This window comes from Cytobacillus sp. S13-E01, assembly GCF_029193815.1.
Lineage (GTDB): Bacteria > Bacillota > Bacilli > Bacillales > Bacillaceae_L > Bacillus_BV.
In genome coordinates, this window is sequence record NZ_JARFVC010000010.1 from 52,466 (window position 1) to 66,781 (window position 14,316).

General features: G+C 36.6%; 12 protein-coding genes. 11 read left to right on the forward strand and 1 reads right to left on the reverse strand.

Annotation, left to right across the window (positions count from 1 at the left end; genetic code table 11):
• Window positions 1-322: 322 nt before the first annotated feature.
• From PY093_RS09180 to PY093_RS09220, 9 genes are all read left to right on the forward strand, one after another.
• On the forward strand, window positions 323-1,459 hold the full coding sequence (locus PY093_RS09180; RefSeq protein ID WP_275645593.1) for a DUF445 domain-containing protein: 1,137 nt from the start codon (window positions 323-325) through the stop codon (window positions 1,457-1,459).
• A 192-nt stretch (window positions 1,460-1,651) separates the two neighbouring features.
• The gene (locus tag PY093_RS09185; protein ID WP_275645594.1) at window positions 1,652-2,011 is read left to right on the forward strand and encodes a YlbF/YmcA family competence regulator; all 360 of its coding nucleotides are present in this window, start codon (window positions 1,652-1,654) and stop codon (window positions 2,009-2,011) included.
• A 168-nt stretch (window positions 2,012-2,179) separates the two neighbouring features.
• Window positions 2,180-3,052, forward strand: a complete 873-nt coding sequence (locus PY093_RS09190) for a Cof-type HAD-IIB family hydrolase (RefSeq protein WP_275645634.1) — start codon at window positions 2,180-2,182, stop codon at window positions 3,050-3,052.
• A 186-nt stretch (window positions 3,053-3,238) separates the two neighbouring features.
• On the forward strand, window positions 3,239-4,753 hold the full coding sequence (locus tag PY093_RS09195; protein WP_275645595.1) for a coproporphyrinogen III oxidase: 1,515 nt from the start codon (window positions 3,239-3,241) through the stop codon (window positions 4,751-4,753).
• A gap of 637 nt (window positions 4,754-5,390) precedes the next feature.
• A complete protein-coding gene (locus PY093_RS09200; RefSeq protein ID WP_275645596.1) occupies window positions 5,391-5,894 on the forward strand; it encodes a DinB family protein in 504 nt (167 codons plus the stop codon).
• A gap of 321 nt (window positions 5,895-6,215) precedes the next feature.
• Entirely contained in the window at window positions 6,216-7,775 is a 1,560-nt protein-coding gene (locus PY093_RS09205; protein WP_275645597.1) for a fatty acid--CoA ligase, read from the forward strand.
• Window positions 7,776-7,786: 11 nt separating this feature from the next.
• Window positions 7,787-8,926 (forward strand): acyl-CoA dehydrogenase family protein, encoded by a 1,140-nt coding sequence (locus tag PY093_RS09210; protein ID WP_275645598.1) that lies wholly within the window; start codon window positions 7,787-7,789, stop codon window positions 8,924-8,926.
• A 70-nt stretch (window positions 8,927-8,996) separates the two neighbouring features.
• Window positions 8,997-10,616: a long-chain fatty acid--CoA ligase gene (locus PY093_RS09215; protein WP_275645599.1), complete on the forward strand. Its 1,620-nt coding sequence runs from the start codon at window positions 8,997-8,999 to the stop codon at window positions 10,614-10,616.
• A gap of 221 nt (window positions 10,617-10,837) precedes the next feature.
• Window positions 10,838-11,623, forward strand: coding sequence for an enoyl-CoA hydratase (locus tag PY093_RS09220; RefSeq protein ID WP_275645600.1), 786 nt, complete (start codon window positions 10,838-10,840; stop codon window positions 11,621-11,623).
• Window positions 11,624-11,709: 86 nt separating this feature from the next.
• On the opposite strand, the gene PY093_RS09225 is transcribed toward PY093_RS09220, so the two are convergent.
• Window positions 11,710-11,895: a YhzD family protein gene (locus PY093_RS09225; RefSeq protein ID WP_275645601.1), complete on the reverse strand. Its 186-nt coding sequence runs from the start codon at window positions 11,893-11,895 to the stop codon at window positions 11,710-11,712.
• 253 nt (window positions 11,896-12,148) lie between these two features.
• Here PY093_RS09225 and PY093_RS09230 point away from each other — a divergent pair, with 253 nt between their 5' ends.
• Window positions 12,149-13,048, forward strand: coding sequence for an ABC transporter ATP-binding protein (locus PY093_RS09230; protein ID WP_275645602.1), 900 nt, complete (start codon window positions 12,149-12,151; stop codon window positions 13,046-13,048).
• On the forward strand, window positions 13,041-14,294 hold the full coding sequence (locus PY093_RS09235) for an ABC transporter permease (RefSeq protein ID WP_275645603.1): 1,254 nt from the start codon (window positions 13,041-13,043) through the stop codon (window positions 14,292-14,294). Before PY093_RS09230 ends, PY093_RS09235 begins: the two co-directional genes overlap by 8 nt.
• The last annotated feature ends 22 nt before the right edge of the window (window positions 14,295-14,316 follow it).

Genomic DNA, 14,316 nt, shown 5'->3' on the forward strand with positions numbered 1-14,316 from the left:
GGAAGGTAAAGAACAACCTTCCAGCCGGCTCGTCTTATGCTTGTCGCCGAAAGGCGGGCGCCTTGCGCTTTTCTTAAAAGATAAGAAAGTATAAAAGTTTGTACCTAGTTTTAGTGTCTAGCTCCAGGCGCCATCGGCTCGAGGTCATAAGCCAATCCGTCCGGAAGGTAAAGAACAACCTTCCAGCCGGCTCGTCTTATGCTTGTCGCCGAAAGGCGGGCGCCTTGCGCTTTTCTTTATTAGGCGAATGCTGATATCGTATCGTATGTAAATAGAAGAAAAACTGTGAGCAAAATAATCTAATTTGGATGGTGTTACGGGAATGGATGTTTTAGGTATCATTTTATTTATGGCTATAGTTGGTGCGGTTATTGGAGGGTTTACTAACTCTCTCGCCATAAAAATGTTGTTTAGACCTTATAAGGCAATTTACATAGGTGGAAAAAGACTACCGTTTACTCCGGGTCTTATTCCAAAGCGACGAGAGGAATTAGCTATTCAACTTGGGAGAATGGTTGTCGATCATTTACTTACCCCAGAAAGTATTAGAGCTAAGTTTCAAGACCCAAAATTTAAATCTGAGATGGTTGAGTGGGTTCAGGAGGAAGCAAAGCGACTTTTATCGTCTGAAAAGACACTACTTGAGTTTACAACTAAAATGGGTTTTGAAAAGATAGATGAAAAAGTGAACATAAAAATTAAAGAATTTATTGAAGCAAAGTATGAAGAAATTATGAAAGAGCTACGCGATAAGGAACTAGGTGAGGTAGCCCCTATTGGTTTACTTGAAAAGGTTAAGGATAAAATCCCATTTGTAGCCGAATACATAGCCTCAAAGGGAATCGACTATTTTTCAAGTGATGAAGGCAAAAGAAAGGTTCGGAAAATGATTGATGATTTTCTGGCTACAAGAGGCATGCTAGGAAACATGCTTCAGATGTTCTTAGGTAATGAAAGCCTAATTGACAAAATTCAACCTGAAATAGTGAAATTTTTAAGCAGTAAAGGAACAAAAGATCTACTTACTACATTGCTTGAAAATGAATGGGATAAAGTGAAAAAGTGGAAGGCAATTGAGCTTGAAGAAAAAATCGGACGTAATGTGATTGTTACACTATTACAAGAACAAGCTAGTAAGCACATCGATGTGAACCGCTATTTAAATATGTCAGTTAATAAAGTTCTTGAACCATATAAACAAAAAGTGTTAGAGGAATGGATTCCTCGTACTGTTGACAAAATCGGTGAATTTATTGCGGGAAGGGTAGAGGTTATGATGGAAAGAATGCATCTTGCTGAAATCGTAAAAAATCAAGTGGAGACATTTGCCGTCGACCGACTTGAAGAAATGGTCCTTTCAATTTCAAGACGAGAATTTAAAATGATCACCTATTTAGGAGCCCTTCTTGGCGGAATGATTGGAATTGTTCAAGGTGTAATTGTTCTTTTTTTTAATTAGGAATATAGAAATTAGGTTATGAAATTTACCTGTAAAACTATATAGACTTGCCCTGTGGAGTAGTCATTAGTCATGAAGGAGGGAAATATCACGTATATTGTTAGTTGAGTGTATTACTTAAGTTTCTTGATGTAGTTTGTTATAGTTGAATGGTATTAATTTTTGTTCGTTTAAATTAAGGAGGAAATAACAATGGCGGTAAATTTATTTGATGTAGCATATGATGTTGAAAAAGCGATTCGTGAAAGTGAGGAGTACAAGAACCTAAAAAGTTTTTATGATGAAGTGAATGCGGACGAGTCAGCGAAAAAGATGTTTGAAAACTTTCGTGATGTTCAATTAAATCTTCAACAAAAACAAATGATGGGTCAAGAAATCTCACAAGAGGAAGTAGAGCAAGCACAAAAAATGGTTGCACTAGTTCAACAACACCAATCAATCGCAAAATTAATGGAAGCGGAGCAAAGTATGAGCATGGCAATTGGAGAACTTAACAAAATCATCATGAAACCATTAGAAGAATTATACGGCAGTATGGAAGAAAATAAATAACCATTGAAAAACCCCAATGAATGTGGGGTTTTTCGATGAGGAGGATTCGACAAGTACCGGGTACTTGTCGAATAATGTTTGATAGTATCATTTATGTTCTATTCTTTCTAGTAAATACATATTCATATGCATAAGGATATGTATATGTGAGGGAGGGGATTCGCCATGATGTTATATAGAATGCTAGCAATTAACGTTGATGGTACTTTGTTACGCTCTAATGGACGTATCCAAAGTGGTACAAAGGAAGCAATTGAGTATGTTAGAAAAAAAGAAGTTTATGTAACGCTAGTAACAAGTAGAAATTTTCCTTCAGCGAAAAAGATTGCAAAAGCATTAAAGCTCGATTCTCATATCATTACACATAATGGAGCGTTTATTGGAAACTCTCTTGATCAACCTATTTATCAAAATAGATTGTCAGAGGAAAAGACGTTTAATATTGTTCAAGTGCTCGAGAACTTCGAATGTAATATTAGGCTTTTACATGAGAGATTTTCAGTTGGAAATAAAATGAAAATGCCTGGGAATATTATAGCTAAAGCAGTTCTAGGTTCAGGTGATCCACTCTTTTATCCAATGCAGTTTGTTGATTCGTTAGGCGACTATCTACTTGATAATCCCGTAGCCCCACCAAAACTAGAAGCGTTTTTTACAAATGAGAAAGAGTTTAATAACGCATACCAAACATTAACTGAGGCATTTCCAGACATAACAGTGTCAAATGTCGATAATCAAAGACAAAAATTAGAAATTGGCCCGCGAGGTGTATCTAAGCTAACTGGTTTACGAATACTGAGTCAACAATTAGGAATCCCACTCTCAAAAACAGTGGTAATTGGAGATTCTCCAGGTGATATGCCAATGATTGAAGCAGCTGGATTAGGGGTAGCCATGTGGAATTCTCCTAAGGAAGTTAAAAAGGTTGCAGATTGGGTTACACGTTCTAACGATCAAAATGGTGTAGCCTATATGATCAAAGAACACTTTCGTAAACAACAGCGAATTGATTTTTTGCGTACGATAAAGATTGAAAAATAAATGTAGTATCGACAAGTGATTATGATGGTCACTTGTCATTTTTTTGTGTGAAAAGATATGTCTCCAAATCTAACCATCTTCATAGTTGTTGATATTAAAAAAATTATTATGTACACTAAAATATGCCTTGTCTTCAATTTGACACTACCCGAGAGGCGTTAAAACCTCATATGAAAGGTGATAATATTGCAAATACTATTCCGCGGAATAAACGATGAACGTTTTCATCGACCACTTAGTTTAATTACAGATCTTTTTTACGAAGAAAGTAAGCTTGAATTCTCACCAACAGAGAATCCAGACTTAATAATAAATATTACACTTAATGATGAAGGAGATTCCATTTCTTCAAATGCAGTTTTGGAAGAAACCTCATCAAGAACGCGAATTGAGGCATCCTACGAAAAAGATGTATCTCATTGTTCTAATGAGAAAGAACGTTTTAAATTAATAAAGCACTCAGTTTCCTATGTTTATGTTACGGTACTCCAAGAACTTACGGGAGTTACACAGCAATGGGGTGTCTTAACAGGGATTCGTCCAACAAAATTACTTCATAAAAAACTACATTCAGGTATTCAAAAAGAAGTGGCCCATCAACAGTTAAAAGACGAATACTTAATCACTGATGAAAAAATTAAGCTAATGCAAGAAATTGTTGACCGTCAATTGGCAGTAGTTCCCGACTTGTATGAGCTAAAAAATGAAGTAAGCATCTATATCGGTATTCCATTTTGTCCAACAAAATGTGCGTATTGTACATTTCCAGCCTATGCGATTAATGGGAGACAAGGCTCAGTAGATTCATTTTTAGGCGGTCTTTATTATGAAATACAAGAAATTGGACGTTGGTTAAAAGAAAATGATATGAAAATAACAACAGTCTACTATGGTGGGGGAACTCCTACAAGTATTACAGCTGAAGAAATGGACATGCTCTATGAAGAAATGTATCAATCTTTTCCCGATGTAGATAAAATAAGAGAGATTACAGTTGAAGCTGGAAGACCTGATACGATTACTCCTAATAAACTTGATGTGTTAAACAAATGGAATATTGATCGGATTAGTATTAATCCGCAATCATACATTCAAGAAACACTTAAAGCTATTGGTCGTCACCATACGGTTGAAGAAACGATCGAAAAGTATCATTTAGCAAGAAAAATGGGAATGAATAATATCAATATGGATCTCATCATTGGTCTTCCAGGTGAGGGGATTGAAGAGTTTAATCATACCCTTAATGAAACAGAGAAGCTTATGCCAGAATCAATAACTGTTCATACATTATCCTTTAAAAGAGCATCTGAGATGACTAAGAATAAGGAGAAATATAAAGTTGCCGGTAGAGAAGAAATAGGTGAAATGATGGACAGTGCGACAAAATGGACACAAAATCATGGGTATGCCCCCTATTACTTGTACCGACAGAAAAACATATTAGGCAACTTAGAAAATGTAGGTTACGCTATTCCTAGTCAAGAAAGTATTTATAACATCATGATCATGGAAGAACAGCAATCAATAATTGGCCTAGGTTGTGGCGCTTCAAGTAAATTTGTCGATCCATTTACAGGCAAAATAACGCGTTTTGCAAACCCGAAAGACCCAAAATCCTATAATGAGGGTTTTAAACATTATACGGAAGAAAAAATCAACATATTAGATGAGCTATTTAAAATTAAAACTCATAATTAAAAAGATCAGCAGTGGTTAGGTAATGTTCCTAATGCCACTGCTTTTTTATTGTTTAGGAATTTATAAAATTGTAAGGTTGTGTATAACCTCGTGTCTCTGTCTATCTACGTCTAGCTCCAGGGGCCATCGGACCTGAGGTCATAAGCCATTTCCTTTAAGAAGGAAAAACCACCTTCTTAAAGGAACCGTCTTATGCTTGACTTGCACAGGATGTGCTGATGTCGATGTTCGCCACAGGACGTGGCGGGTTTTAATCGACGCGCCGATAAGCGGGCGCCTTTCGCTTTTCTTAAAAGATAAGAAAGTATAAAAATTTGTACCAAGTTTTAGTGTCTAGCTCCGGGCGCCATCGGCTCGAGGTCATAAGCCAATCCGTCAGGAAGGTCAAAGAACAACCTTCCTGACGGCTCGTCTTATGCTTGTCGCCGATAAGCGGGCGCCTTTCGCTTTTCTTGTTGTCCTCTAGGTTTTTTATAAAAGTTTTTACATTACATTACTTAATATGAAGTTTAATAGGTTATAAAAAGCATATTATAAGGATTAGCCATAATGACATATTTGTGACATTCCAGACGTACTGTAATAATAGATCCTGTTTTAATAGCCTTTTGTACAAGTCAGGGGGAGTTAAATTTATATGTCTGATAGAATAAAGAGTTTATTACTTTCTCAGTTTGCAGGATGTCATGATTGCGAAGGCTGGTTTGTTTCATTACATAAGGCATTGGATGGTGTAACTGCAGAGCAGGCCGCTTGGAAAGAGAACGAATCCACTAATTCAATATGGGAGATTGTTAATCATCTCACCTTCTGGAACGATAGGTATTTAAAAAGATTTAGAGACTTACCTTTGTCTGAAGAACAAACTGATAATGATTCAACCTTCGCTGGGCCAGAAAAGCTTGCAAATGAGCTAGATTGGCTTTCTACAGTTGTGAAGCTACTTGCAACAATGTCAGATTGGCGTATTTCGATTCATGATTGCGATGAAACAAAATTATATAGCCCTGTAAGAAGTAGTTCAAAAGATCCTTGGATGGACATTATTGCCCATATTAATATACACAATGCATATCATCTTGGACAAATTGTACAAATAAGAAAAACACAAGGTTCATGGAATCCGAATAAGGGCTGTTAAAGGTTTAATCATATACCACCTTTGTTTTTGTATTCAAGGTTACGTGAAACAATGTGACAAATATTCTAAAAGTGATAGATGTGAATCACTTAAATTAAAGTTTATAAACATTATTTAAAAATTTAAAAAATGTAACAGGGATTTATAATTTTATGAGGAATTAAACTAATATCGAATCTCATAAAATAGATCGTTTAATATTTTAAACAAGTAACAGAAGAATTCTAGTAGCTGTACATCAAGAGATACTAAGTTAGAGCAATCCAAATTAGGTTATAATGAGATTAGAAAGCGTTTTCATATTTTGCAAGGGGGTACAATATGTATAATACGATTGGAAAGTTATTTGAACAAACGGTAAGTAAATATCCGAATAAAGAAGCACTTGTTGATGTTCCAAAGGGGATTAGATTTACATACCTAGAATGGGACAAAGAAATTAATAAACTTGCAAATGCACTAATCTCCTCTGGCGTGCAAAAAGGGGACCGAGTTTCTACCTATCTATTTAACACAAGTGAACTAGCATCAGCGTATTTTGCTTGTGCGAAAATTGGCGCAGTTTTTAATCCGATTAATTTCCGATTAAAGCCACAGGAAGTAGCATATATCATCAATGATGCAAAGCCAAAAATATTTCTATTTGAAAAAATCCTAGAAGCAAATATTGCAAGTATTGAAAAAGACTTTCCAACAACTTCTTTTTGGTACACTGACAGTGACACCCCATCCTATGCTGTAAACTTCTATGAAAGAACTGAGCATGCTTCAGCTAAGACTCCAAACTCTACCATTTATGAAAATGATTTATATGCGATTATGTATACAAGTGGTACTACAGGAAAACCAAAAGGTGTTTTACACCGTCATCGCGATATGCTTGAACAAAGCTTAACTTGTATAGCTGCCAAAAGGCTTACCCCTAATGATAGGGGATTAGTTACTGCCCCAATGTTTCATTGTGCTGAATTGCATTGCTGTTTCCTTCCAAGAGTCCATGTAGGAGCAAGTAATGTTATTATTCATCACTTTGATCCTGAACAGGTTTTACAGGTTATCCAGGATGAGAAGATTACAGTCTTTTTTGCCGCACCAACAATGTGGAATATGTTACTACAAGTGAATCTAGAAAACTATGATTTATCATCGTTACGTCTTGGTCTATACGGGGCAGCTCCAATGGCACCTGTACTTGTGAAGTCTTGTAAAGAAAAACTAGGAATTAACCTAATTCAAGCATACGGAATGACAGAAATGGGTCCCGCAATAACCTTTCTTTATGAGGATGAGCAAATAAGAAAAGCAGGATCTGCTGGAAAACCATGTTTTAACCATGAAATTCGTGTTGTAAAACCATGTGAAGATGGCCCATCAAATCCAGAGGATACTCTACCATCCTATCAAGTTGGAGAAATCATCGTTCAAGGTCCTTCAATGATGGCAGGATACTTTAACCGCGAGGATGCCACAGAAAAAGCCTTATATAAAGGCTGGTATCACTCAGGTGATCTCGGCTATTTTGATGAAGAAGGCTATTTGTTCGTAGCTGACCGAGTGGATGACATGGTCATTAGTGGTGGAGAAAATGTCTATCCACGAGAAGTTGAGGATATTTTATACGAACATGAAGGTGTATTAGATGTCGCAGTCCTCGGAGAACCTGATGAAAAATGGGGTGAAAAAGTAATCGCTGTCATCGTGAAGAAAGATCCCAATTTAACGGAAGAGGACTTGGAAGCTTTCTGTAAAAATAGCGAAAAGCTAGCAGATTACAAACGACCACGAAAATATATTTTCGCAAGTGAGCTTCCAAGAAATGCGAGTGGGAAGATACAGAAATTCTTACTTCGACAGCAGCATACAGAAAAGGAAAAGGCTTAAGGAGGATAAACATGTCAGCACGTTATTTAAAGGAGGAGCATCACATTTTCCGTGATGCCTTCCGTAAATTTTTAGAAAAAGAAGCATACCCATTTTACAATGATTGGGAAAAACAAGGGATTATCCCTAGAGATCTTTGGTTAAAAATGGGATATAATGGTTTCCTATGTCCGTGGGTTGATGAGCAGTATGGAGGATTAGAAGCAGATTTTGGATATTCTGTCGTCATAAATGAAGAACTTGAAAAAGTGGGCTCAAGTATGATCGGTATGGGTTTACATAGTGATATCGTTGTTCCTTATATTCAAACCTATGGAACTGAAGAACAAAAGAAAAAATGGTTACCAAAGTGTATCTCGGGTGAATTCATTACAGCAATCGCAATGACAGAGCCAGGGGCTGGTTCTGATTTAGCAGGGATTCAAACTAGTGCAATAAAAGAAGGAGATCATTATCTTGTTAATGGACAAAAAACGTTCATTACGAACGGAATACATGCTGATCTCATAGTAGTTGTTTGTAAAACAAACCCAAAGGAAAAGCATAAGGGGATCAGTCTATTAGTAATTGAAAACGATACCCCTGGTTTTTCTAGAGGACGAAAACTTGAAAAAGTTGGTCTTCATAGCCAGGATACAGCCGAACTAATTTTTGAAGATGCAATCGTGCCTGCAGCCAATATTTTAGGTGAAGAAGGAAAAGGCTTTTATTACTTAATGGATAAGCTTCAACAGGAACGTTTAATTGTAGGGATATGTGCCCAAACGTCTGCAGAAGTCATGTTTAAATTAGCTGCTAACTATGTTAAAGAAAGGCAGGCATTTGGACAAACTGTAAGTAAATTCCAAACGGTTCAATTCCGACTAGCGGAAATGGCAACGGAAATTGAAATTGGCCGTACATTTATAGATGATCTAATTGAACAACATATGTCTGGAAAAGATGTCGTTACAAAAGTATCAATGGCAAAATGGTGGCTTACAGATATGGCGAAGAAAGTCGCTTCAGAGTGCATGCAATTACATGGAGGCTACGGCTATATGGAAGAGTATGAGATTGCTAGAAGGTATCGTGATATACCAGTCGCCACAGTCTACGCTGGTACAAATGAAATCATGAAGACAATCATTGTGAAAAATATGGGATTGTGATTGTAATAAGAATGAAATAAGCTTAATCTTTTAATCCATAAATAGAATTAAAAATTAGGAGATGATTATTATGATGAACGTACCTTTATTAGTCCCAACAATGCTCGAGCGTGCTGAGAAATACTTTCCAAAAAAACAAGTCATTTCAAGGACTGCTGATGGAATTAAAACACATACGTATAAAGAGATTGGAGAACGTACTAGAAGGCTAGCAAGTGCCTTAGCAAAGCTCGGAATCAAACGAGGCGAGCGTGTTGGTACATTTGCTTGGAATCATCATCGACATCTAGAAGCCTATTTTGCAATTCCAGGATATGGTGCGGTATTACATACCATCAATATTCGCTTAGCACCGAATCATATTTCATTCATCGTAAACCATGCAGAAGATCAAGTGCTATTAATTGATGAGGATTTAATTCCTCTAGTTGAAAGTGTAAAGGATGAATTATCTACAGTTAAAGCGTTTGTAATCATGACTGAAAAAGATAGTCTTCCCCAAACCACTCTTGAACCTGCCTTTCATTATGAAGACCTGCTAAAAGAAGGGGATCCAACCTATCAATTTGTAAAAGATCTTGATGAAAATGAACCAGCGGGAATGTGTTATACCTCGGCAACAACTGGTAATCCAAAAGGGGTTGTTTATTCTCACCGTGGAATCGTCCTGCATAGCATGGCCCTAGGTTTAGCTGATAGTTCCGCTCTATCTGAGAGTGATATTGCAATGCCAGTAGTACCAATGTTCCACGCAAATGCTTGGGGTCTTCCATTTGCAGCAGTTTGGTTTGGAACGACACAAGTAATGCCAGGACCATATTTTACACCTAAAATCATTGCTGAATTAATTGAGTCAGAAAAAGTATCACTTGCAGCAGGTGTTCCAACTATTTGGCTTGGGTTACTAAATGAGCTTGAGCAAGGAAACTATGACACGAGTAGTGTAACAAGAATTCTATGCGGGGGATCAGCAGCTCCTAAAGGCATGATAAAAGCCTTTGAAACGAAATTTAAAATACCATTTATTCATGCGTATGGTATGACAGAAACAAGTCCATTAGTTGTCCTTTCTAGATTAAAAAGCTATCAACAGGATTTATCAGAAGAGGATAGATTGGATATTAGAGCAAAACAAGGGTCTCTTGTCCCAGGGGTAGAAATGATAGTAGTTGGTAAAGATGGTGAGGTTGCGTGGAACGGTCAAGAGATGGGTGAATTACTGCTTCGTGGTCCATGGATTGCAGACGAATATTATAAAGATGAGCGTACACTAGAAGCTTTCAAGGATGGCTGGTTGTGTACAGGTGATGTAGTCACAGTTGATGAGGAAGGTATTGTTAAGATCGTCGACAGAACCAAGGACTTAATAAAGAGTGGAGGAGAATGGATATCCTCAGTTGATTTAGAAAATGCTTTAATGGCACATGAAGATATATTTGAAGCGGCTGTAGTTGCTGTCCCGCATGAACAATGGCAAGAGCGACCCGTAGCCTGTGTGGTTTTAAAGGATTATGCGAAGGGACATGTAACAAAAGAAGATATTTATGAATTCTTACGTCCTCAGTTTGCTAAATGGTGGTTACCAGATGACGTTGTATTCCTAGATACAATTCCTAAAACATCAGTTGGAAAGTTTTTGAAAATGGCACTTCGAGACCAATTAAAGGAGCATCTTTCCACGTTATCTTAACATAATGTAAAGTTGAAAGATTAAAAAAAGATAAGCATGGAAGAGTTGCTAGATGTAATTTAGCCAAGGCTTTCATGCTTTTATTAACATAAGAGGTGAAAAGTACTTTTGCCTAGACTCGAGCAAACCTTCACTTTTGGCTATCTTTTCAGAAAATTATTTCTATTATTTTAATTGTATACTAATAGTAAGCGTGTAAACGAATACATAGGAGGAATATTATGACAACACAAACTGCGACTGTTTTGCTAAAAGTTGATGGAAGAGTAGCAACATTAACTTTAAACCGACCTGTTGTGCTAAATGCAATGGATCAACAGATGTTAGGAGAAATTTCTGATAAGCTTAAGGAAGTTGCTGCTAATGAAAGCGTAGATGTTTTAGTACTAATGGGGTCTGGACGAGGCTTCTCTGCCGGTGGTGACATTAAATCAATGTTAAGCAATACACAAGAGGCAGGCTTTTTACCAATAATGGAAACAATTGGTGAAATGATGGTAACGCTCTATACGTTACCAAAACTGGTAATAAGTGCCGTTCATGGACCTGCTGCTGGTTTAGGACTTAGCTTTGCGCTTGCAGCAGATTATATTATTGCCGAAAAACAATCAAAAATTGCAATGAATTTTATTGGAATTGGGCTCATTCCTGATGGTGGCGGACACTTTTTCCTAGAGCGAAGATTGGGAGAGCTAAAGACAAAGCAAGTCATTTGGGAAGGAAAACCAATGACCGCAGATGAAGCTCTTTCACTGGGATTAGTTGATACCGTTGTTGAGGATGACCTTCAAGGCGCTGTGGAAAAGAAAGTAGGCGAATGGCTTAATAAACCTGTCAAAGCAATGGTTAAAACTAAAGGTATTTTGGCCGAACTGAGTAGACCCAATCTATTAAAGGTATTAGAGCTTGAAAAATATGGACAAAGTGAAATGCGAAATACCGCTGACCATAAAGAGGGTATTCAAGCCTTTTTAGAAAAAAGAAGTCCTAAATTTGAAGGGAAATAAATCGAAACGGTTACCGATTTGGTAGCCGTTTCTTTGATTGAGATATTACTAAATGTCGAGCACCAGGCCCCCTCCGCTTTTTACGTTTAGCGATGGAATAAAATCAATTTTCCAGCAGAAGATGTACAACGATGTGTAGTATCTAGGTGATTTTTTTCTTTTAGAATTTGTTCACCGATTACTTTCGCTTCTTGTTCTGAATCTGCTTCAAACGATTCATCCAATAGTGTTTCTCCACTTTTATCAAAGACTGTCAATTTATAATTCCCCATATTTGCAATCCCCTTTATGTAATAATTCCAATATTTATTATTATTTTTGCATACTTTTAAAATTCCTGCAATTGTTTAATTTCACTTGGGGAATTTAATGATACTATATTCACAGGGAACATTTTTAAATAGGGGTATAGTGATATGGGGGATTATCCGGAAAAATTGTTATCCAAAAGTGAACTGAAATTTTTGAAACTATTTGGTAATTTTTACGTATTATCAGTTGGAAAGTGTAAAAGGAGGCGTATATATGGCATTAGTATTACAGAATGTTACGAAGAGGTTTGGAAATTTTACTGCTGTAGATAACCTATCAATAGAAATACCAGAACGAGAAATGTTCGGATTCTTAGGTGCCAATGGAGCAGGAAAAACGACAACATTCAGAATGATTTTAGGTTTGCTTGATTCAACAGAAGGAATAATCACTTGGGAGGGTAACCCAATCAACTATGAAACAAGTCATATAATCGGCTATTTACCAGAAGAACGAGGGTTATACCCAAAGCTGAAGGTCCGTGAACAACTTATATATTTAGGCAAACTTAAAGGAATGCAAAAGCAAGATGTGCTTAAACAACTAGATTATTGGCTTGAAAGATTTAAAGTTCCTGAGTATTTAAATAAAAAGGTAGAGGAGTTATCAAAAGGGAATCAACAAAAGATTCAATTCATCGCATCTGTTTTACATAATCCAAAGTTATTAATATTAGATGAACCGTTTAGTGGTTTAGATCCTGTAAATGTAGAACTTTTAAAGGAAGCTGTCGTTGATCTGAAAAATAGTGGTACTTCGATTGTGTTTTCAAGTCATCGAATGGAGCATGTAGAAGAGCTATGTGAGCATCTTTGTATCATGCACCACGGAAAACCGATTGTTCATGGATCTTTAAAAGATATCAAACGCTCGTTCGGCAAGAAAAATGTAAGTGTTCATGCCGACTTTGATTTAAGTGATTTACAGGAAGTCCCTGGAGTGCTTAAATGTAAACAAACATCTCAAGGAGTGCAGCTACAGATTGAAAACGAGGACGTTTCGCAAAATGTTTTTCAGCAAATTTCTGGAAAAGGTTTTGTTCGAAAGTTTTCACTTGAGGAGCCTTCATTAAATGATATCTTTATTGAAAAGGTAGGTGCTTCCTATGAATAAATTTTGGATCATACTATTCCATACATATACCAGTAAATTGAAAACAAAGTCTTTCATAGTGACAACACTCATCACAGCTGCCCTAGTGATTGGCCTTACTAATTTTCAAACGATTATAGAAATGTTTGACAAGGGTGATAATGATAAGAAGATAGCAGTGATAGATGAAACTGGGGAGTTGTATCCACAATTTAAGCAACACTTTACTAGTTTTTCTGATAAATTAGCTGTAGAACAGTTTGCTGGGACAGTAGAGGAAGCAAAAAGTAAAGTATCTGTTGGTGAGTATTCGGGTCTTTTGGAATTATCATATGACCAGGAGCAGCTACCAAAAGGAGTCTTTACAGCGCAGTCAATTACTGATTCCCAAAGCTATTCACAGCTTGAGCAGGGCTTACAACAGTTAAAAGTAACACTTGCAACAGCTAAGTTTGGTTTAACAACTGAACAAGTAAACCAATTGTATGTACCGGTAACGTTTGAGAAGGTAGCATTAGAGGAAGATGCTAAGACAGAAGAAGAATTAAATCAAGCACGTGGACTAGTCTATATTTTGTTATTTGTCATTTACTTTGCCGTCATAATGTATGCAAGCATGATTGCAATGGAGGTAGCGACAGAGAAGTCTTCGAGAGTTATGGAAATATTAATTTCAAGTGTGTCACCAATCAAGCTAATGTTTGGTAAAATACTTGGAATTGCACTATTAAGTATTACTCAGTTTGCTTTCATTTTAACCCTAGGCTATCTTTCTTTAAAACTAAACTCTACTAGTGGTGGAGAAGGTATTTTCTCGTTCTTTGGATTTTTAGATGTACCAATAACAACATTTATTTATGCGATTGTCTTTTTTATTCTCGGATATCTCCTTTTTGCTACATTAGCTGCATTCCTAGGCTCCTTAGTTAGTAGAATAGAAGATGTTCAACAAATGATTACACCAATGACGTTGCTAATTGTTATCGCATTTATGATTGCAATGTTTGGTTTAGGTAAACCAGAAGCACCTTTTATTACCGTAACTTCCTTTATTCCATTCTTCGCTCCGATGATAATGTTTTTACGTGTTGGAATGCTGAATATCCCTTTTTGGGAGATATCCCTAAGCTTAGGTTTGCTTGTGGTAACGATTGTGCTGTTAGCTGTATTCGGTGCTAGAGTATACCGTGGCGGTGTATTAATGTATGGAAAAACAACTTCTTTTAAGGATATTAAGAAAGCATTACAGCTTACGAAAAAAGAATAGACTTTCTTTGCAAAAGTACGTA